Origin of the sequence: Streptomyces sp. NPDC127117 (assembly GCF_042677325.1) — a bacterium.
Lineage (GTDB): Bacteria > Actinomycetota > Actinomycetes > Streptomycetales > Streptomycetaceae > Streptomyces.
This window is the reverse complement of record NZ_JBHXTM010000037.1, coordinates 59,392-80,500: the sequence shown is the minus strand read 5'-3', so window position 1 is coordinate 80,500 and position 21,109 is coordinate 59,392. Positions and strand designations below refer to the sequence as shown.

Here is a 21,109-nt window from a genome sequence, read left to right as displayed (position 1 = left end):
TCCGGGGCGTGGGACGACATAGCCGAAAGGGCCCCAAACCCTCGGGGCCCGATATCGAGGCCGCCGCCACGACCGAGGGAGGCGACCGCGAGGGCACCCGGTCGCCGGGCCCCGGCACCGGCCGGCGCCGGAGGGCGGCGGACGCACCGGGCGGCGCCGACGGGCACGCCCCGTTCCAGCAGGCCGGACACGTCCGTGGCGGCCACCCCGAGCAGCGCGAACCCGGCGGCGGCTGGGGGACCGGGCCGCAGCCCCGGTTCCGGGCCGAGGATCACCGGACCGCGGGGCGGCAGACCTCGGCCCAGCCGCAGGGGGTGCCCCGGCAGCAGCCGGGGACCGGCACCCGGCCGCTGATACCGGGACCGCGGCGCGAGTTCGTCGAGGCGTTCGACGCATCACCCGCCCCGCCGGCACCGCGCGGGCCCTCCGTCCCGCCGGCCCGCCCCGCCGGTCCGCACGCTCCGGCCGCCGAGGGGGACGAGCGGCCGCCCGGCGGTACCGACGACCCGGCGCCCGCCAAGGAGGGCAAGGGTGCCAAGGGGCGCACCTTCACCGGGATCGCGGCCGCCGCGGTGACCACCGTGCTCGCGGTGGTCGTGGCCGGGCAGGTCGCCCAGGACAACGGCGGCGGGACCACCGCCGCGCAGCCCGCGGGCGTCGACCGGGAAGGCCGCGACGGCGCCTCCCGCTCGGACGACCGGGAGACTCCCCAGGCGGTGCGGGTCAAGCCGCTCTCGTACGAGCAGAAGATGGCCAAGGCCTATCCGCTCGCGCCGAAGCTGAAGGCGTCCGGGAAGTTCGAGGCGGTTCCGGGGGCGGCGAAGGCCCCGGGCAGGGGACACAAGTACAAGTACCGGATCGACGTGGAGAAGGGCCTCGGTCTCGACGCCGCGCTCTTCGCCAGGGCCGTCCAGGAGACGCTCAACGACGACCGCAGCTGGGCGCACGACGGAGAGATGACCTTCGAGCGGATCTCCTCCGGCGATCCCGATTTCGTGATCACCCTCGCCAGTCCCGGGACCACCGGCGAATGGTGCGCGAAGTCGGGTCTGGACACGACGGTGGACAACGTCAGCTGCGACTCCGCCGCGACCGAGCGCGTGATGATCAACGCCTACCGCTGGGCCCAGGGCTCGTCGACCTTCGGGCCGGACAAACTCTTCGCCTACCGCCAGATGCTGATCAACCATGAGGTCGGTCACCGGCTGGGTCACAATCATGTGAGTTGCGGCACGCCCGGAGCCCTCGCCCCGGTGATGCAGCAGCAGACCAAGTCGCTGAACATCGACGGCATCAAGTGCCGGCCCAACGCCTGGGTGCATCCGCCCAGTTGATCCGGGAAGGGGCGGCCCCGCGGGTGCGGCGGGCCGCCTCCCGGGCCTGCCGGACCCCGCGGCCGTAGATGGAACCGGCATACGCATGCCCACAGGTCGTCCGAATGGTGAGACCGTCGTCTCAATTCGCGTTGACATCCCCTGGGCGGTGATCCATATTTCTCGGCATGTCACACGGCCCCGTCCTCCCCGATCGCGCAGCCATAGAGCTGGCGCTCATCGGTGTGACCGGGCACAGTGTCGCCGACATCGACTGTTGCTGACGCCTGCCCGAGCGCGCGTCCGCCCGCTGTCCGAGCCCTGAACGGGCCGGGCCGCCACGCATGACCGCCGCGCCGGGCGCATTCCGTCCGCAGGCGCGGCAGTTCGCTGTTTTCCGGTCACCTTCTCCACCACCGACCGGCTGTGTGCACTCGCTCTCGTCGCCGCCTGCACGGAACCATTCCGTCCCGTTTTCTCCAGGCAGTACATCCGAGAGGTCATCTTCCGATGCGTCAACCGTCCGTCATATCGCGCCGCGTGGCCGCGGCCACCGCAGTTCTCGTCGTGGCGGCGGGTGCCGCGGCCTGCGGGCCCAAGGACAACAAGGGCGGCGACGGCAGCTCCGGCGCGGCGGGCAAGCCGCAGAAGGGCGGCACGCTCACCGTCCTCAACAGCAAGCCGCAGGAGGACTTCGACCCCGCGCGCCTCTACACCTCCGGCGGCGGCAACGTCCCGTCCCTGGTCTTCCGCACGCTCACCACCCGCAACCGGGAGGACGGCGCGGCCGGCGCCAAGGTCGTCCCCGACCTCGCGACCGACCTGGGCACGCCCAGCAAGAACGCCACGGTGTGGACGTACACCCTCAAGGACGGCCTGAAGTACGAGGACGGCACCGCGATCACCAGTGCCGACATCAAGTACGGCATCGAGCGCTCCTTCGCCGCCGAGCTCTCCGGTGGCGCGCCCTACCTGCGCGACTGGCTGATCGGCGGCGCCGACTACCAGGGCCCGTACAAGGACAAGAAGGGTCTCGACTCGATCGAGACGCCCGACGCGAAGACGATCGTCTTCCACCTCAACAAGCCGGAGGGCGAATTCCCCTTCCTGGCCACCCAGACCCAGACCACCCCGGTGCCCAAGGCCAAGGACAACGGCACCAAGTACGAGGAGCACCCGATCTCCTCGGGCCCGTACAAGGTCGTCAAGAACGAGGGTGACGGCGAGCGCCTGATCCTGGAGCGCAACCCGCACTGGTCGGCATCGACCGACGAGGAGCGCAAGGCGTACCCCGACCGGATCGATGTGCGCTCCGGGCTCGACTCCGCCGTCATCAACCAGCGGCTGTCCGCGTCGCAGGGCGCCGACGCCGCCGCCGTCACCACCGACACCAACCTCGGCCCGGCCGAGCTGGCCAAGGTCACCGGTGACAAGAAGCTCGCCGCCCGCGTCGGCACCGGCCACTTCGGCTACACCAACTACATCGCCTTCAACCCGAAGGTGAAGCCCTTCGACAACCCGAAGGTGCGCCAGGCGATCTCGTACGCCGTCGACCGCTCCTCCGTGGTCAACGCGGCCGGCGGTTCCTCGCTCGCCGAGCCCGCCACCACCTTCCTGCCCGACCAGGCGGCCTTCGGCTACACGCCGTACGACCACTTCCCGGCCGGGAAGAACGGCAACGCGGCAAAGGCCGAGGAGCTGCTGAAGGAGGCCGGCTACCCCAAGGGGCTGACCGTCACCCTCACCCACTCCAACGACAAGGACTTCGCCACCAGCCCGGAGATCGCCACCGCGCTCCAGGAGGCGCTGAAGAAGGCCGGCATCACCGTCAAGCTCCAGGGCCTGGAGTCCAACGACTACTCCGACACGGTCTACAACCTGAAGAGCGAGCCCGGCTTCTTCCTCGGCGGCTGGGGCGCCGACTGGCCGTCCGGCGGCCCGTTCTTCGCGCCGATCTTCGACGGGCGCCAGATCGTCAAGTCCGGCTACAACTTCAACTCCGGCCAGCTGAACGACCCCGCGGTCAACAAGGAGATCGACGAGATCAACAAGCTGACCGACCTGGACGCCGCCGCGAAGCGCTGGGGCGCGCTCGACAAGAAGGTCGGTGAGCAGGCACTGACCGTGCCGCTGTTCCACCCGGTCTACAAGCGTCTGTACGGCGAGTCCGTCAAGAACGTCGTGATCAGCGACTGGACCGGCGTGCTCGACATCTCGCAGGTCGCGGTCAAGTAGCCATGTCGGAAGCACTTCTGGCCGAGGGGGCGGGGGCCGTCGAGGCCCCCGCCCCCGGGGCCCATCCGTTCTGGCGGCGGCTGCGCGCCCGGCGCTCGGCCCTCGTGGCGGCCGCGATCGTCGCCCTGCTGGTCCTGGTCGCGCTCGCCGCCCCGCTGCTCGCGGGCATCGAGGGCCAGGACCCCACCACGTACCACCCGGATCTCGTCGACTCCGCCACCGGCGGGGTGCCCATCGGCTCCTTCGGCGGTATCAGCGCCGAGCACTGGCTCGGCGTCGAACCGCTCACCGGACGCGACCTGTTCGCCCGCGTCGTGTACGGGGCCCGGGTCTCGCTCGGCGTCGCGCTCGCCGCCACCCTGCTCCAGGTGATCATCGGCGTCGCCGTCGGACTCGCCGCCGGGCTCGGCAACCGCTTCGTCGACCAGGCGCTCAGCCGGGTCACCGACGTCGTGGTCGCGCTGCCCGTCATGGTGATCGCGCTCGGCGCGCTCGCCGTCGTACCCGCGAGCTTTCCGCGCCCGGTCCTGATCGCCGTGATCATCGGCCTGGTCGGCTGGTCCGGGATCTCGAAGATCGTGCGCGCCCAGACGCTCTCGCTGAAATCGCGCGACCACGTCGCCGCCGCCCGGCTCAGCGGCTGGGGCTCCTGGCAGATCGCCAGGCGCGAACTGCTGCCCGCCCTCGCCGCCCCCGTCATCACCTACGCGGTGCTGCTCTTCCCGTCCGACATCGTCGTCGAGGCGGCCCTGTCCTTCCTCGGCGTCGGCATCAAGCCGCCCACGCCGTCCTGGGGACAGATGCTCAGCGACGCCGATACCTGGTACCAGGCGGCACCCACCTATCTGCTGATCCCCGCCCTGCTGCTCTTCGTCACCGTGCTGGCGCTGACCGTCCTCGGCGAGGGCGTACGCACCGCGCTCGACCCGCGCGCCGAGTCCCGGCTGCGGATCGGCACCGGACGGAAGAAGGAGGCCGGCGCGTGAAGTGGTTCCTGCTCAGGCGCCTCGGCGGGGCACTCTTCGTGCTGCTCGCCCTCAGCGTCGTCGTCTACGCCGCCTTCTACGTCGCGCCCGGCAACGTCGCGCAGATCGCCTGCGGTCCGCGCTGCTCGCCCGCACAGGTGGCGCAGGTCAGCGAACAACTGCACCTGGGCGACCCGCTGTACATGCAGTACGGGCACTTCCTCCAGGGGCTCTTCGCCGGCCGCGACTACTCGACCGGCACCGGGGTGCTGCACTGCCAGGCGCCCTGCCTGGGGCTCTCGTACCAGAGCGACCAGCAGGTCACCGAGCTGATCCTGGCCAAGCTCCCGGCCACCGCCTCGCTCGCCGTCGGCGCCTTCGTGCTGTGGATGCTGCTGGGCGTCGGCACCGGACTGCTCTCGGTGTGGCGGCGCGGCCGGCTGACCGAGCGCGTCCTCACCTGGATCACCCTGGCCGGCATGGCGACCCCGGTCTTCGTCATCGGACTGCTGCTGATCATCGTCCTGGTCACGGCGCTCCAGATCCTGCCGTTCCCGGACTACGTACCGCTCACCGAGGACCCGGATCAGTGGGCCTGGAACCTGCTGCTGCCCTGGATCTCGCTGGCCCTGGTGTCCGCGGCCCCGTACGCCCGGATGACCCGGGCCGCCATGATGGAGACCCTCGCCGAGGACCATGTGCGCACCTTCAGGGCGTACGGGGTCGGCGAACGGGCGCTCGTAGGGCGGCACGCCCTGCGCGGTGCGCTGGCGCCGGTGATCGCGCTCGGCGCACTCGACATCGGCTCGATGTTCGGCGGCGCCGTCCTCACCGAGTCGCTCTTCGGGATCCCCGGGGTCGGGCGTGAACTCGTCGACGCCGTGAAGCACGTGGACCTTCCGGTGGTCGTCGGTCTGGTGCTGGTCACCGGATTCTTCGTGGTCCTCGCCAATGCCGTCGCGGACATTCTCCAGGCGATGGCCGACCGACGGGTGGTACTGGCATGAGCCTGGTCGAAGTCTCCGATCTCTCGATCTCGTTCGGCGACGTACGGGCCGTGGACAAGCTGTCGTTCTCGCTGGAGGCTGGCGGCGCGCTCGGCGTGGTCGGCGAGTCCGGCTCCGGCAAGAGCGCCTCGGCGTACGCCCTGCTCGGACTGCACCAGGGAACCGGGGCCCGGGTCTCCGGCTCGATCCGGGTCGCCGGGGTGGACGTGACCGCCGCGGACGACGCGGAACTGCGGGCGCTGCGCGGCGCGAAGGCCGCGATGGTCTTCCAGGACCCGCTGTCCTCGCTGGACCCGTACTACGCGGTGGGCGACCAGATCGCCGAGGTGTACCGGGTGCACAACCGGGCCTCCCGCCGGGCGGCACGGGCCCGGGCGGTGGAAGTGCTGGACCGGGTCGGGATCCCCGACGCGGCACGGCGATCCCGGTCGAGGCCGCACGAGTTCTCCGGCGGAATGCGGCAGCGGGCACTGATCGCCATGGCACTGGCCTGCGAGCCCCAGCTGCTCATCGCCGACGAGCCGACGACCGCCCTGGACGTCACCGTCCAGGCCCAGATCCTGGACCTGCTCCACGATCTGCGCCGCGAGACGGGCATGGGGCTGCTGCTGGTCACGCACGACGTGGGCGTGGCGGCGGAGTCGGTCGACGAGGTGCTGGTCATGCAGTCGGGCCGGGCGGTGGAACGGGGGCCGGTGGACGAGGTGCTGGTGGCGCCGCGCGAGCCTTACACGAAGGCGCTGCTGTCCGCGGTGCCCCGAGTGACGGAGCCGCGCGTTCCGTCCGGTACGGCGGCGGACGACGGCGAGATACTCGTCGAAGCCGTCGGCGTCCGGCAGGTGTTCGGCAGGGGGAAGACCGCCCTGGCCGCCGTCGACGGGGTCTCCCTCACCGTCCGGCGCGGCGAGACCGTCGGCGTCGTCGGGGAGAGCGGCAGCGGCAAGACCACCCTCGGGCGGATGCTCGTCGGACTGCTGGAGCCCACCTCGGGGCGGCTCACCCGGGACGCCCGGGTGCAGATGGTCTTCCAGGACCCCGTCTCCTCCCTCAACCCCCGCCGTTCGATCGGTGAGTCGGTCGCCGACCCGCTGCGCGCCTCCGGGCAGCGCGACGAGGCCGCGATCAGGGCGCGGGTGCGGGACCTGCTGACCCGGGTCGGGCTCGACCCGGACAGCTACGACCGCTACCCGCACGAGTTCAGCGGCGGACAGCGCCAGCGCGTCGGCATCGCACGGGCACTGGCCGCCGAGCCGGAGCTGATCGTCTGCGACGAGGCGGTCTCCGCGCTCGACGTGACGACCCAGGCCCAGGTGACCGCCCTGCTCGCGGAACTCCAGCGGGAACTGGGCCTCGCCCTGGTCTTCATCGCGCACGACCTCGCCGTCGTACGGCAGGTCAGCGACCGGGTCGCCGTCATGCGGCACGGCCGGATCGTCGAGGAGGGCGAGGTGGACCAGGTGTACGGCGACCCGCAGGACCCGTACACCAAGCAGCTGCTGGCGGCCGTTCCCGCGCTCGATCCGGCGCTCGCGGCGGTGCGCCGCGCGGCCCGCAAGGAGCTGGCCGCTGCCTGACGCTCGGTGACCGTTCGCTCCCATAGCGCGACAGAACGCGACCGGGGCGGGAAAGTTACGACGGTTCACCCCTTTCGGTGGTGCGACGGACAACCGTCCGTCGCGCCACCGGCGTATCCGCTTACGGTCGTCCCGCTGTGAGCCGCCATTCCAACGGCGGCCGCCCACAAGGGAGATCGGGGGTGTACTCGTGCGGATCGGACTCCTCACCGACGGTGGTTATCCATATGCGAACGGCGATTCCGGGCTCTGGTGCGACCGTCTGGTACGCGGGCTCGCGCAGCACGAGTTCGATCTCTTCGCGTTCAGCCGCTCCGCCGAACAGGAGGAGCGGGGCTGGGTGCCGCTCCCGATGCAGGTCGGCCGGGTGCGGACGGCGCCGCTCTGGACGGCCGACGAGGACGTGCTGGGCACCCGGGCCCCCAGGGGGTTGCTCGCCCGGATGGTGACCGGCGGCGGTGCCCGCCCGTACGGACGGCGCGAACGGCAGCGCTTCACGGCCCACTTCACGGCTCTCGCGGCCTCGGTCTGCGCGGCGGGGGCGGCCGGCGGCGAGGACGACGCCGCGGGCGCGGCCCCCGGCGGACCGGGCGGTGACAGGCCTACGTCCGCGGCCACGGACGCGCGGTTCACACAGGGCCTGTACGGACTCGCCGAACTCGCCCGTGAGCGCGGCGGACTCACCGCGGCCCTCCGCTCCGAGACCGCCGTGCGGGTGCTCGAAGCTGCCTGCCGCGCCCCCGGCACCGGGCGCACCGTCCAGACCGCCACCGTCCCCGACCTCCTCGCCTTCGCCCGGGAGCTGGACCGGGTGCTCCGCCCGCTCTCGTTCGACTGGTACGACGAGAAGGGCCTCGGCGCGGTCGACCTCTGTCATGCGACGTCCGGTGGCGCCGCCGCTCTGCCGGGATTGCTGGCCAAACGCTTCTTCGGGGTGCCGCTCCTGGTCACCGAGCACGGCGTGCAGTTGCGGGCGCACTACCTCGCGGCGACCGGCACCGAGCTGAACGCGCCGGTGCGCGCCCTGCTCGCCAACTTCCACGGGCGGCTCGCCACCGAGGTGTACCGGCAGGCCGCCATCGTCACCCCGGGCAACACCCACGCCCGCCGCTGGCAGGAGCGGTGCGGCGCCGAGCGGGAGAAGCTGCGCACCGTCCACCCCGGCATGGAGTCCGAGTGCTTCGCGGCGCTGGGCGAGAGCGGCGACAGCGGACCCGACGACACCCTGGTCTGGGTCGGCCGGATCGAACCCGCCAAGGACCTGATCGCACTGCTGCACGCCTTCGCGGAGGTACGGAAGGCCGAGCCGGACACCCGGCTGAGGATCATCGGCGCCCCGGCCCCGGGCCCGGAAGGCGCCACCTACCTCGCGCACTGCCGGGCGCTCGCCGCCCAGCTCTTCCCCGACGAGGCCACGGACGCGCACGCCGTCGGCGACAACCCGGTCTCCTTCGAGGACCTCGGCGGGGCCGAGGTGCCCGAGCTGCCGGACGCCTACGCGGCGGGCGGGGTCGTCGTCCTCTCCAGCGTGATGGAGGGCTTTCCGACCGGTCTCGTCGAGGCGATGTTCTGCGGCCGGGCCACCGTGTCCACGGACGTCGGCGCGGTCGTCGAGGTCATCGGCGGCACCGGGCTCGTGGTGCCCCCGCGCAACCCCCGGGCGCTGGCCGACGCCTGTCTCGCGCTGCTGCGGGATCCCGAGCGCCGTGCACGGCTCGGAGCGGCGGCGCGAGCCCGCGCACTCGAACTCTTCACCGTTGAACAGAATCTTGCGGCATTTCGCGGCATCTACCTGGAGCTGATCTCGCACGCCCCGGTGCGCAGGGAGGCCGAAGCGGTGGACTCCGACGGCGGACCGCGTCCGTTCGCCACCCCGCCCGAGGAGCACGTCCTGGTCCCGTGGACGGCCTCGGGCGCCGCCCCGGCCGGCCGCACCCCCAGCTGGGCCGCGGCCGGCCCCCGGACCGTCTGCGCGGGAGCGCGGGGAGCGGGTGGCGGCGATGCGTGAACAGGGACAGGAGCCGGCCGGGCCGGAGCACGGCGGACCGGAGCGGTCCGAAGCGGCCGACGACGATCACGGAGGAACCACCATGGGCCGCCCGACCGAGGTGTCCGACGCACCCGCCGCACCGAGCACCGGCGGAAGCCGGGACCTCCGCTCCCGGGCCCCGGTCTCCGAGCCGCACGCCACCGGAGAGCCGGAACCGGGGCCGCAGCGGGATCCGGTGGACCCGGCGGGCGCCGCCGGTCCTTCCGGGGCCCCCGCCCGCGCCCCCGAGATCGCCCGCACCGCACCCGCGCGCCGGCTCGGTGCCTCGCGCCGCGGCCCGGCCGACCCGGTGAAATCACTGATGCACCGGCACCGCGAGCTGTGCGAACGGGCCGTCGATCCGCTGGAGGTCGCCGCCGGGCTCGAAGCCCATGGCGTCACCGACCGCGCCGCCGCCCGCTACCGGCACCGCGACGTCTTCTCGCTCGCCGAGGAACTGTTCGCACGGGTACCCGGCACGACCGCGGACACCTCGCCCGGCCCCGGCGCGCCGGAGCGCGACACCGCGACCCGCGCCGCCTGGTCGTTCCGCGCCCTGCTGCCGGGCGCCGCCTGCCTCGCGACCGTGGGCGCACTCGGGCTCACCGAGGGAACGCTCGACGGCAGTGCCCGGCTCACCATCGCCCTCGCCGGGGCGTTCCTGGCCGTCGCCGGGCTCGCGCTCGCCCTGCACAGCGGCCCCCTGCACGCCGAAGGCCGCTCCTCGCGGGCCGCCCCTGTCTACGGCTGCTGGCTCCTCGGCTACGTCCTGTACGGCGAACCGCTGCTCGACCAGGTGCTCAGCGGCGGCCCCGAAGGCCCCTGGGACATCACCCCCGCGCCGCTGCTCGGCCTGGCCCTCGCGCTCGCCCCGGCCGCCTGGTGCGCCCACCTCTTCTCCGTACACACGCAGCGAAGGCTCATCGGCAGCCGTGTGCTGGAGGAGTTCGCCGCGGGCGTGCGCCCCCTGCTCTTCGGGGCGGTCGCGCTTCATCTGTGCGCCCTCGCCGGTCTGCTGTACCTCGCGCACCTGGGGTACGGGGGCGGCGGAGCGTTCATCGGGGCGGCGGCGCTCGGGGTGCTGCTCCTGCTGGCCCGGCTGCTGACCGTGCACGGGTTCCCCGGGCTCGCGGCCGGCGGACTGGCCTTCGCCTGCGTGACCGAGGCACTGGCCCCCGCACTGGTCCTGGCCGGGCGGCTGCCCGGTCTGCACTTCCTCGCCCGCCCCGTCGATCTTCTCGTCATGACGTCCGGCACCGGATCCGTACCCGCCATCGCGTGCGGAGGAGCCGCGCTCGGGCTGCTCGTCGCAGCCACCGTCGTCCTCTCCCGGGCGTCCGCCCACACCACCGCCCGGCCGGTCGACGAAGGCCCGGCCGCCGCGTAACCACAGCCGTACCACTGCCATCGCACGCCCCGCGGAGCCGACGCCGCGGGTCATTGCCCGCAACCGCACCTCACTTCTCAAGGAGACACCGGACATGACCCCCCAATCCCCTTCACCGGCAGCTCGCCGTCGGCGCCGAGGGGGCGCGCGATGAGGGTGCTGCTGCTCGGAGCCAACGGATTCCTCGGCCGGTTCGTGGCCGACCGCCTGCTCGCCGACCCCGCCGTGCACCTCACGGCGCTCGGCCGCGGCGACGACGCCGACGTACGGTTCGACCTCGCCAGCGGCAGTCCCGGAGCGCTGACCCGCTTCCTGGACGCCGTCCACCCCGGCGTGGTCGTCAACTGCGCGGGCGCCACCCGCGGCGGGGCCCGCGATCTGACCCGACACAACACCGTCGCCGTCGCCACCGTCTGCGAGGCGATGCGGCGCAGCGGCTGCACCGCCCGGCTCGTCCAGGTCGGCTGCTCGTCGGAGTACGGGCCCTCGCAGCCCGGCTCCTCCACCGCCGAGGACGCCATCCCGCGCCCCGGCGGCCCGTACGGCGTCAGCAAGCTCGCCGCCACCGAACTCGTCCTCGGCTCCGGCCTCGACGCGGTGGTGCTGAGGGTCTTCTCGCCGGTCGGTCCGGGCACCCCGGCCGGATCTCCGCTCGGCAGGCTCGCCGAGGCGATGCGCCGGGCCATGCAGTCCGGCGACGGCGAGCTGAAGCTCAGCGGCCTCGGCGTGCAGCGCGACTTCGTGGACGTACGCGATGTCGCCCGCGCCGTGCACGCCGCCTCGCTCTCCGCCGCGCAGGGCGTCGTCAACATCGGCACCGGCCGCGCCGTGCGCCTGCGGGACGCGGCCGCCGTCCTCGCCAGGGTCGCCGGATACGCCGGCGCGCTCCACGAGCTCGACGCGCCCCCGCCCCGGCTGCCCATCGGCGCCCCGCGCACCTCGACCGAGTCGGTCATCGAGCACCTCTCCGCGACCCCGTCCCCCTACCCGGACGGCTGCGGCGCCTGGCAGCAGGCCGATGTCCGCACCGCGAGGGACCGGCTCGGCTGGCGCCCCCGGATCAATCTGGAGGAGTCCCTCGCCGACATCTGGATGGAGGCGGCATGCCGTATCTGACCAGTACCGGAACGGCCCGCCGGACCGGCGGCGCCGAACAGCTCGGCTTCGGCGTGCCCGGCTACGCACACCCGCTGCTCGCCCCGGCCGAATGGGCCGAACTGGCCCGCCCCGGAACCCCGCTGCACTGGGCCGTCCTCAACATCGACAACGGCCCCGGAGCCCGCCCCGACCCGCACTGCCTGGAGGCCGCGGGCCGGCTCCGCAACGCGCGGGAGCGGGCCGTGCACGGCGAGGACCCGCGGGACTCGGCCCGCGCGGCGGGCGGCCGGCTGCTCGGCCATCTCGATCTGGCCTTCGGCAGCCGCTCCTTCGGGGAACTGATCGCCGACGCGCAGTCGTTCCTCGACTGGTACCGCGTCGACGGCTTCTATCTCGGCCGCTGCCCGGCCGGGCGCCCCGAGCTCCCGGCGGTGCGCCGTCTCACCAGCACGCTCGCCACGCTCCTGGAGCACGGCGAGCCCCCGTACGGCGAGGGGAGCGGGCAGTTGGTGCTCGGGCTGGGCACCCACCCGCACCCCGGCTACGCGGAGGCCGCCGACCAACTGGTCACCTTCTGCGGACCGTGGACGGACTACCGCTGGTCGCAGGTGGCGGAGTGGACCGCCTCCTATCCGCCGGAGCGGTTCGCGCACTTCGTCCACGGCGTTCCGCGCACCCACCTCGACGAGGCCATGCGCATCGCCCGCTGGCAGGGCGCGGGCACGATCTTCTTCACGGATCGAGACGGCCAACAGGGACAAAACGATCCATTCGCGGCGCTGCCCAGTTACTGGGACGAAATTGTCTCGCGGATCGGACCTGGTATCTCGGAATGAGAAGGGGCGTGGCAGTGTTACGGCAAGAACAACCGTACGTAGATGAAGTACGTAGAAACCGACCACCTGCATTGTTGAGGTTCCTGTGTCGCTGCCACCCCTGGTCGAGCCAGCTGCTGAGCTCACCGTCGACGAGGTCCGCAGGTACTCCCGCCACCTGATCATCCCGGATGTCGGGATGGACGGACAGAAGCGGCTGAAGAACGCGAAGGTGCTCTGCGTCGGCGCCGGCGGTCTCGGTTCGCCGGCCCTGATGTACCTGGCCGCGGCCGGTGTCGGCACGCTCGGCATCGTGGAGTTCGACGAGGTCGACGAGTCGAACCTGCAGCGCCAGATCATCCACAGTCAGTCCGACATCGGGCGCTCCAAGGCCGAGTCCGCCAAGGACTCGGTGCTGGGCATCAACCCGTACGTGAACGTGGTCCTTCACGAGGAGCGGCTCGAAGCCGACAACGTGATGGACATCTTCGCCCAGTACGACCTGATCGTGGACGGCACGGACAACTTCGCCACCCGCTATCTGGTCAACGACGCGGCCGTACTGCTGAACAAGCCGTACATCTGGGGCTCGATCTACCGGTTCGACGGCCAGGCGTCCGTCTTCTGGTCCGAGCACGGCCCCTGCTACCGCTGCCTCTACCCGGAGCCGCCCCCGCCGGGCATGGTTCCGTCCTGCGCCGAGGGCGGCGTGCTGGGTGTGCTCTGCGCGTCCGTCGGCTCCATCCAGGTCACCGAGGCCATCAAGCTGCTCGCCGGAATCGGCGACCCGCTGGTCGGCCGGCTGATGATCTACGACGCCCTGGAGATGCAGTACCGCCAGGTCAAGGTCCGCAAGGACCCCGACTGCGCGGTCTGCGGCGAGAACCCCACCGTCACCGAACTCATCGACTACGAGGCCTTCTGCGGCGTCGTGTCCGAGGAGGCCCAGGAGGCGGCGCTCGGCTCCACGATCACTCCCAAGCAGCTCAAGGAGTGGATCGACGCGGACGAGAAGATCGAGATCATCGACGTCCGTGAGCCGAACGAGTACGAGATCGTCTCGATCCCGGGCGCCAAGCTGATCCCGAAGAACGAGTTCCTGATGGGCAGCGCCCTCCAGGACCTCCCGCAGGACAAGCGCATCGTCCTGCACTGCAAGACGGGTGTCCGCAGCGCCGAGGTCCTCGCGGTCCTCAAGTCGGCGGGCTTCGCCGACGCGGTGCACGTGGGCGGCGGCGTGATCGGCTGGGTCAACCAGATCGAGCCCGAGAAGCCGGTCTACTAGTACGGACGCCTGGCACGAACGCTTCGAAGGGGCCGGTCCGCAACTGCGGACCGGCCCCTTCGTCGTAGCTGCGGACCGGCGTTACGAGCAGGTCTTCCCGTCCTCCGGGACCATCCCGTCCAGGAAGTACGCGTCCACGGTCGAGGTCACGCAGGAGTTCCCGCCGTACGCGCCGTGTCCCTCGCCCTTGTTGGTGAGCAGGACGCCCACGCCCTTGCCCAGCTCGTCCGCCATCTTCCGGGCGCCCTCGTACGGTGTCGCGGGGTCACCGGTCGTCCCGACGACCAGGACCGGACCGGCGCCCGGAGCGCTCGTCTCGGGGGTGTCGTGCTCACCCTCCACCGGCCACTGCGCGCACCAGCCGGCCGTGTCCCACGCCAGGAACGGGCCGAACACCGGGGACAGCTTCCGGAACTCCGGCAACAGCGCCCTGGCCTCGTCCGCCGTCGGCCGGAGCTTGCTGTCCGCGCAGGAGATGGCGCGCTGCGAATGGTTCTGGGTGTCGTAGTGCCCCTTCTCGTCCCGCCCGTTGTACGAGTCGGCCAGCTGGAGCAGCATGTTTCCGGTGCCGCGCTTCTCCGCCTCGTCCAGTGCCCGGGTCAGATACGGCCAGTTGCTCTTGGAGTAGAGCGGCATGACGATGCCGGTGACGGCCAGCGACTCGTTGAGCTCGCGGCCCGAGGTGGTCGGCAGCGGCTTCTTGTCGATCCGCTCCAGCAGTTGGGTGATCCGCCGGGTGCCCGCCTTCGGGTCCTGGCCGCGGTCCTTGAGGTAGTTCTCCAGCGCCCGCTGGAAGCCGGTCGCCTGGTTGCGGGCGTGCCCGATGGTGTCCGCGGTCGGGTCGACGACGGCGTCCAGCACGGTGCGTCCGACGTTCGAGGGGAAGAGGTGCGCGTAGGTGCCGCCGAGCTCGGTGCCGTACGACATCCCGAAGTACGTGAGCTTCTTGTCGCCGAGCACCGCACGGATCAGGTCCATGTCCCGGGCGGCGTTGGTCGTGCCGACGTGAGGCAGGACCTTGCCGGAGCGGCGCTCGCAGCCGGCGCCGAAGTCCGCGCCGTCCTTCATGAACGCCGTCTCCTCGGCCGCCGTGTCCGGGGTCATGTCGACCTTCCGGTAGGCGGTCTCCTGCTCCTTGTCGGTGCGGCAGCTCACCCCTTCGCTGCCGGCGACCCCGCGCGGGTCGAAGCCCACCAGGTCGTAGCGGGAGTTGAGGTTGTCGTACGAGCCGGCGGCGCGCGGCAGTATCGATACGCCCGAGCCGCCGGGGCCGCCGAAGTTGAACAGCATCGAGCCGAGGCGCCGGCCCGTGTTCCCGGCCTTCTTGCGGATCAGCGCGATCCCGATCGTCGCGCCGTCGGGCTCCTTGTAGTCCAGCGGCACCCGGACCGTCGAACAGCGCCAGTCGGAACCGGGCGCGCTCTCGCCCGCGCGGGCCTCGCAGCCCTTCCAGTCCAGCCGCTGGGAGGTCAGGGCCGCGGGCAGCGGGGGGGTGCCCGGCTGCCCGCTCGGCCCGGTGGACGGATGGCCGGCCGAGGACGCGGGATCGCGGTCCGTTCCCCCGGCCGGCTTGTCGTCCGTACCCCCGCCGCAGCCGGCGAGCAGCCCCGTCAGCAGAAGTGCGGCGCCGGCCAGAGCCCCGGCGCGTGCGTGTACGACCACGTGTGCGTCCTCCCCGATGTGCCTGTACTCACGACGTACAGATGTGCCCGTACCTGCGACGTACAGAAAGTCCGCTCATGTTAGGGGGTTCCGCCGGGCGCACAGCGCTACTTGCAGACGGTTCCGGCCGCCGGAACCTTGCCGTCCAGCAGGTAGGCGCCCACCTTGTTCTGCACGCAGGCGTTGCCGCTGTTGTACGCGCCGTGCCCCTGGCCCTCGTACGTCATCTTCACGCCGACGCCCTCGCCCAGCGCGTCGGCCATCGCCTTGGCGCCCTCGTACGGCGTCGCCGGGTCGCCGGTGTTGCCGACGACGAGGATGGGAGCCGCGCCCGGGGCGCTGACGTCGGGGGTGTTCCAGGCGCCCTCCACCGGCCAGCCGGTGCAGGCCATCAGGGACCAGCCCAGGTAGTCGCCGAAGATCTTCGAGGCGGAGCGGAACTCGGGGAGCTTGGCCTCGGTCTGGTCCGCGGTGAACCGCTGCTTGGAGTCGGCGCAGTTGATGGCGGTGTTGGCGGCCAGCGAGTTGTCGTACGTACCGTTGTCGGCGCGGCCGTTCAGCGAGTCGGCGAGGGCGAGGAGCAGCGCGCCGTTGCCGCCGTCGGCCTCGTCCAGACCCTGCTCCAGCAGCGACCAGGTCTGCTTGGAGTAGAGGGCGGCGGCGATGCCGGTGATCGCCAGGGTCTCCGTCAGCTGACGTGAACCGAGCCCCTCGATCGGCTTCTTCTCCAGCTTCGCGAGCAGGTCGGCGATTCCCTGCTCGACCTCCTTCGAGGAGGAACCGGGAAGCTTGCACTCGTCGCCGCGGTCGGCGCAGTCCTGGGTGAAGTTGTCCAGCGCGAGCTGGAAGCCCTTGGTCTGGCCGAGCGAGGACTGCTCGGAGTTCTGCGTCGGGTCGACCACCGCGTCCAGTACCGCCCTGCCGACGTTCTTCGGGAACAAGTGGGCGTAGACGCCGCCCAGTTCGGTGCCGTACGAGATGCCGAAGTAGTGCAGCTTCTTGTCGCCGAGCACCTGGCGCATCAGATCCATGTCGCGGGCGGCGTCGGTGGTGCCGACGTACGGGAGCTGCTTGCCGGAGTTCTTCTCGCAGGCCTTCGCGAACGTCTTGGTGTCCTTGACGAAGGCGTCCACCTCGGCACTGGTGTCCGGGGTGCCGTCGGTCTGGAAGCGGGCGTCTAGCTGCTTGTCGGTCTCGCACTCCACGCCGTCGCTGCTGCCCACGCCGCGCGGGTCGAAGCTGACCAGGTCGTAGCCGGCGCGGAGCTTGTCGTAGTCGGTGCCGAAGGCGGGCAGGGTGGCGACGCCGGAGGCGCCGGGGCCGCCGAAGTTGAAGATGAGGGACCCGATCCGCTTGTCCTGGCTCTTGGCCCTGGCCCGGATCAGGGCCAGCTCGATCGTCCCGCCGTCGGGCTTCGCGTAGTCGAGCGGGGCCCTCATGAACGAGCACTCCCAGGGGATGCCGCCGGGCAGCGGGGTCGGCGCCTTTCCGCCGCCCTGTGCCACGGACGGGGCGGGGCAGGGCTTCCACGTCAGCTTCTGGGAAGCGAGGTCACCGGAGCCGCTCGCCTCGGCGGCGTTCGCCGCGAGCGGCCCGTCCGGGCCTTCCTTGTTGCCGCTCTCCGAGCAGGCGGTGATGGGCAGGAGCACGGTGACGGCGGCGGCCATTGCCGCGGCGCGCAGGGCAGGGGAGGTCCTCATGGCCCCATGGTGCGGCGGGAGCCCGGTCGCTGCACGGGGCACCGGTCCAAGCGGGTGGTGGATCCACCGGCCGTCCCCCGACTGGCCTTGCGGGCTGCCCCGTATGGCGGCTGAGGGCAGGTCAGGGCCGGTCCCGACGGGTCGTCAGAGCTCGCCCCGGCGGGTCAGACGGGTGAAGCAGAGCCAGCCGGGAAGCACCGGCAGCCAGAGCGTCAGCAGGCGGTACAGCACCACGGCGGGCGCCGCGACCTCCTTCGGCAGACCGACCGCGATCAGCCCCAGTGTCAGCGCGCCCTCGACCGCGCCCATTCCGCCCGGTGTGGGCGCCGCCGATCCCAGCGCGTTGCCGGCGAGGAACACCACCGCGATGCTGGCGTAGCTGAGATGCGGCACGTCGGGGCCGCTGAACGCCCGTACCGAAGCGTCCAGACACATCACGAACAGGCCGGTCAGCAGCAGCATTCCGCCGATGCCGGTCAGCAGCTTCTGCGGCCGCTGCACCACGTCGAGCATGCGCGGCACGACTCCGGCGAACAGCGACCGTACCCGGGTCACCACGAATTTCCGCAGGAACGGCACCGCCGTCACCACCAGCACCAGCACGGCGACGGTCAGCAGTCCGGCGATCACCGTCCTGGACGGGGTGAGCGAGGACGGGGTCTTCTCCGTACCGGTCAGATAGCCGAAGGCCGCCAGCAGCAGGATGTGACAGCCGAGGCCGAACAGCTGCGAAGCGCCCACGCTCGCCACGGCGAGCCCCGGACGTACCCCGGCCCGCTGGAGGAAGCGGGTGTTCAGCGCCACGCCGCCGACCGCGGCCGGGGCGACGATCTTCACGAAGGAGCCGGCGACCTGGGCCAGCACCGTCCTGCCGAACGACACCCGCTCGGGCACGAAGCCCAGCAGGCTCATCGCCGCCGCCACGTAGGTGAGGGCGGAGAAGCCGACCGCGGCCGCCACCCAGCCCCATTCCGCCTGCTCGACGACGGTTCCGAAGTCGGCCTGGGTGACCTGCGAGATGAGGAAGTACGCGGCGATCGCACCGGCGATGCAGCTGAGCAGGGTGCGGGCCTTGATGCGTTCGAGCCGCACCGGCTCGACCGGGGCCTGTGGCCGGATCAGCAGCACCTGCTGCCGCATCTGGGAGAGCAGGTCCTCCTCGCGGGCCCCTTCCAGGGCGTCGTCCAGGGCGCGCTTCTCGGCCTGCTTCTGGTTGCGGAGCGCCTTGCGGTCGGTCTTGCGCTCGGTCTTCTGGTCCGTCTGCCGGCCGGTCCTGTGATCGGTTGCGGGGCCGGTCCCGTTGTCGGTGATCGCGCCGGTGACGATCGTCCCGGCCGGTGTTCCGGACACCGCTCCGGATGCCGTTCCGTGTTCGTGCGCCCTGGCCCGCTTGGCCGCGTCCGACGCCTCCAGCACCGCCTCGCGCTCCCGCTGCGAGCGCTCCCGGGCGAGCCGGCGCAGCGCCGCGCGGGTGGAGCGGCTCAGCGCGATCGGCTGGAGCAGCGGCAGGCAGTCCGCGACGGCGTCGGGGCCGAGCACCGCCAGCGCACCGGCGACGGCCCGCTCGGCACCCACCCGCAGACCGGTCGTGGTCAGCAACTGGGCGACGTCCATCCGCAGCACCAGATCACCGGCCGCGATCTCACCGCCGCGCAGATCGGTGACGAACACCTTGCCGGAACGATCCACCAGGATGGCGTCGCCGGTGAGCCTGCGGTGCGCGATCCGCCGCGACTGGAGCGCCTTCACCTGGCGCCAGGCGCCGTGCAGCAGCTCGTCGGTGATCTCGGTGTCCTCCAGCGCGTCCAGCGAACGACCGCCGATGTGCTCGTACACCAGCATCACGGCGTCGGGGCCGAGCTCGGACGTGGCGATCAGCTTGGGCGCGTTGGCCCCGGCGGCGATCGCCGCGTAGGCGAGCAGTGCCTCCTGCTCCAGGGCCTGGCGCAGCGACTGGATGGAGCGGCGCTGGGTGATGCCGCGCAGGGTGAGCCTGCGCCACACCCGGTAGAAGAAGCCCTGGGCCTGCTGCTCACGGTCGACGACCGTGACATCGAGCGGTGGCCCGTCCTCCAGGGCGACCAGATAGCGGCGCCCCCGGTCGCTCTGGTCGCCCGAGTCCGGGGTGTCGTCGGCGCGCATCGCGCTGACCGGGCGGAAGCCGACATGGCGCAGACCGGCCATCAGATGCTGACCGGTCGGCCGCACGTTCGGCGAGCCGACCGCGTACAGCGTGCCGTACGCGACGGTCCAGCCGATCAGCACGGTGAGCACGATCGAGAACGGGGTGGTGTAGCCGCCCACCAGCATCGCGAACGCGTCGAGCAGCAGCACCACCCACAGCACGACCCGCCAGCGCGGCCGTCTCGCCATGCCGACCGCCGTCATGTACGCGATCACCGGCGCGAGATAGCCGTGCACGGGATCGCTGAGCGCGTCACCGGGCTGCGGCTGGGTCAGGGCGTCCTGGATGGTGCCGGGGGCCGAATTGGCGACCCAGAGGTCGGTGGCGAGCGTGACGCCGTGTGCCAGTACGGCGGCGAGCACCCCGTCGGCGATCCGCAGTCCGTCGCGTTTGATCAGCCGCTCGATGGCGAAGGCGACCGGGACCAGCAGCACGGCGATGCTGGAGACCAGACCGGCCGTCTTGATCAGGACGTCGGGCGCCTGACCGGTGCCCTTGCTGATGTCCTGTTCGAGACCGGCGGTCGTGCCGTGGGCGAACGCGGCGATCGCGAACAGGACGACGATCGCCAGGACCCCGATGAGGAGCCGCATGAGATCGGAGGGGCGGTGCACCCGGGCGGGGAGCAGCGGTTCGTCGCCCGAGACGCGCTCGGCCTGCTCCTCCGCGGCGGTCGAGAGCGTCGAGCCGGTCAGACGGCCGGGGGTTTCTCGGGCTTCCTCCCGGCCGGCACCGGGCTTCCCGGCGGGTGCGGGGGCCTCGTCAGGATGGGGCTCGGCGTCAGGGGCGTCCGCCGCCTTCGGTGGCTGCACGCCCTGCTCCTTCGTCGCCTCTGATTGGTCTTCGTGTTCTCGTATCACCGGTCACCGCCCGCACGATGGTGGCACGGCCCGGCGACGGAGGGGGGCATCAGGGTGCACTGCACGGACACGCGAAGCGCAAGATACGCTCCTTTGCTCCCGCGCGCACGCCCTGTGAGCGGGCGCACACGGACCGGGCCGGGATGTCGGTGGCGTACGGCAGGATGGGCCGGATGAGCCAACACCGGACGAGCGGCGACGGGGCGGCCGGCGACCCGATGAGCCACGCATTGCCGGAGTACGCGGAGCGGGTCCTCGACGTCGCCGACCTGATCCCGCCCGGCCGCGTCATGACGTACGGCGATGTCGCCGAGTGGCTGGGCGAGGGCGGGCCGCGCCAGGTCGGCCGGGTCATGTCGCTGTACGGGGCCGCGGTGCCGTGGTGGCGCGTGGTGCGCGCCGACGGGGCGCTGCTCCCCGGCCACGAACTGCGGGCGCTGGACCACTACCGAGCGGAGGGCACCCCGCTGCGCGAGGCGTCGCGCGTCGCGGAGGGCCATCTGCCGCGCCTCGACATGAAGCGGGCACGGTGGGACGGCGTCACCGCGGGCGGTGGCGCGGACCGGGACAAGGGCGGAGGTGCTCACATCTGACAGCTTCGGCCATTCGGCGGCACAGCGGGCGGTGCCGGGGCCGTACGAGCTGCCGGAAGCGGCCCGGTCCGGGAGCCGTGGCGTACGGCATGACGGGGCCCGGCGGGCGAATCGCGGCGCGGAACACCGTGAAGCGGAACACGGCGGCACCCGCCACGCGGCGCGGGAGCGGGCCCGCGACGGCGTCCGTACCCCGGAGCCGACCGGCGAAGGCATGCGCGCCCCGGGCCGGGCCCGTGACGGCGTCCGCGCCCCGGAGCCGCCCCGCGACGGCATCCGCGCCCCGGACCGGACCCGTGAAGGCATCGGGGCTCGCGAAGGCATGCGCGCCCCGGAACGTGACGAGGCACGCAGTGCTCTCGTCCCGGATCGTGCCCCCGCTGGCGTAGCTTCGTAAGTTC

The 21,109-nt window shown here is 72.1% G+C and carries 15 protein-coding genes; 12 read left to right on the top strand and 3 right to left on the bottom strand.

Features of this window, described 5'->3' with window-relative positions:
- Positions 1-8 precede the first annotated feature (8 nt).
- The 11 genes from ACFVH0_RS28050 to moeZ all read left to right on the top strand — a co-directional run bounded on the left by ACFVH0_RS28050 (position 9) and on the right by moeZ (position 13,708).
- Positions 9-1,334, top strand: coding sequence for a DUF3152 domain-containing protein (locus ACFVH0_RS28050; RefSeq protein WP_385824594.1), 1,326 nt, complete (start codon positions 9-11; stop codon positions 1,332-1,334).
- A gap of 167 nt (positions 1,335-1,501) precedes the next feature.
- On the top strand, positions 1,502-1,597 hold the full coding sequence (locus ACFVH0_RS28045) for an Ms4533A family Cys-rich leader peptide (protein WP_323185735.1): 96 nt from the start codon (positions 1,502-1,504) through the stop codon (positions 1,595-1,597).
- 226 nt (positions 1,598-1,823) lie between these two features.
- Positions 1,824-3,548: an ABC transporter substrate-binding protein gene (locus tag ACFVH0_RS28040; RefSeq protein WP_385824592.1), complete on the top strand. Its 1,725-nt coding sequence runs from the start codon at positions 1,824-1,826 to the stop codon at positions 3,546-3,548.
- Positions 3,549-3,550: 2 nt separating this feature from the next.
- Positions 3,551-4,534 (top strand): ABC transporter permease, encoded by a 984-nt coding sequence (locus ACFVH0_RS28035; RefSeq protein ID WP_385824590.1) that lies wholly within the window; start codon positions 3,551-3,553, stop codon positions 4,532-4,534.
- Positions 4,531-5,520: an ABC transporter permease gene (locus ACFVH0_RS28030; RefSeq protein ID WP_385824588.1), complete on the top strand. Its 990-nt coding sequence runs from the start codon at positions 4,531-4,533 to the stop codon at positions 5,518-5,520. Before ACFVH0_RS28035 ends, ACFVH0_RS28030 begins: the two co-directional genes overlap by 4 nt.
- Positions 5,517-7,094, top strand: a complete 1,578-nt coding sequence (locus tag ACFVH0_RS28025) for a dipeptide ABC transporter ATP-binding protein (protein WP_385824586.1) — start codon at positions 5,517-5,519, stop codon at positions 7,092-7,094. Before ACFVH0_RS28030 ends, ACFVH0_RS28025 begins: the two co-directional genes overlap by 4 nt.
- A 190-nt stretch (positions 7,095-7,284) precedes the next feature.
- Positions 7,285-9,102, top strand: a complete 1,818-nt coding sequence (locus tag ACFVH0_RS28020) for a DUF3492 domain-containing protein (RefSeq protein ID WP_385824584.1) — start codon at positions 7,285-7,287, stop codon at positions 9,100-9,102.
- Positions 9,095-10,510: a hypothetical protein gene (locus ACFVH0_RS28015; RefSeq protein ID WP_385824582.1), complete on the top strand. Its 1,416-nt coding sequence runs from the start codon at positions 9,095-9,097 to the stop codon at positions 10,508-10,510. Before ACFVH0_RS28020 ends, ACFVH0_RS28015 begins: the two co-directional genes overlap by 8 nt.
- A gap of 150 nt (positions 10,511-10,660) precedes the next feature.
- On the top strand, positions 10,661-11,626 hold the full coding sequence (locus tag ACFVH0_RS28010) for an NAD(P)-dependent oxidoreductase (RefSeq protein ID WP_072483872.1): 966 nt from the start codon (positions 10,661-10,663) through the stop codon (positions 11,624-11,626).
- A complete protein-coding gene (locus tag ACFVH0_RS28005; protein WP_385824579.1) occupies positions 11,614-12,444 on the top strand; it encodes a spherulation-specific family 4 protein in 831 nt (276 codons plus the stop codon). The genes ACFVH0_RS28010 and ACFVH0_RS28005 overlap by 13 nt, the downstream gene beginning before the upstream one ends.
- Before the next feature lie 85 nt (positions 12,445-12,529).
- Complete coding sequence (gene moeZ / locus ACFVH0_RS28000; RefSeq protein ID WP_124716524.1) at positions 12,530-13,708, top strand: adenylyltransferase/sulfurtransferase MoeZ; 1,179 nt, start codon at positions 12,530-12,532, stop codon at positions 13,706-13,708.
- Between the two features lie 81 nt (positions 13,709-13,789).
- On the opposite strand, the gene ACFVH0_RS27995 is transcribed toward moeZ, so the two are convergent.
- The 3 genes from ACFVH0_RS27995 to ACFVH0_RS27985 form a co-directional block, all read right to left on the bottom strand.
- Positions 13,790-15,370, bottom strand: a complete 1,581-nt coding sequence (locus ACFVH0_RS27995; RefSeq protein WP_385824577.1) for an alpha/beta hydrolase — start codon at positions 15,368-15,370, stop codon at positions 13,790-13,792.
- A 107-nt stretch (positions 15,371-15,477) separates the two neighbouring features.
- A complete protein-coding gene (locus ACFVH0_RS27990; protein WP_385824575.1) occupies positions 15,478-17,070 on the bottom strand; it encodes an alpha/beta hydrolase in 1,593 nt (530 codons plus the stop codon).
- Positions 17,071-17,214: 144 nt separating this feature from the next.
- On the bottom strand, positions 17,215-20,067 hold the full coding sequence (locus ACFVH0_RS27985) for a lysylphosphatidylglycerol synthase domain-containing protein (RefSeq protein WP_385824573.1): 2,853 nt from the start codon (positions 20,065-20,067) through the stop codon (positions 17,215-17,217).
- 221 nt (positions 20,068-20,288) lie between these two features.
- On the opposite strand from ACFVH0_RS27985, the gene ACFVH0_RS27980 reads away from it, so the two are divergent.
- A complete protein-coding gene (locus ACFVH0_RS27980; RefSeq protein WP_385824571.1) occupies positions 20,289-20,708 on the top strand; it encodes an MGMT family protein in 420 nt (139 codons plus the stop codon).
- Positions 20,709-21,109: the final 401 nt, after the last annotated feature.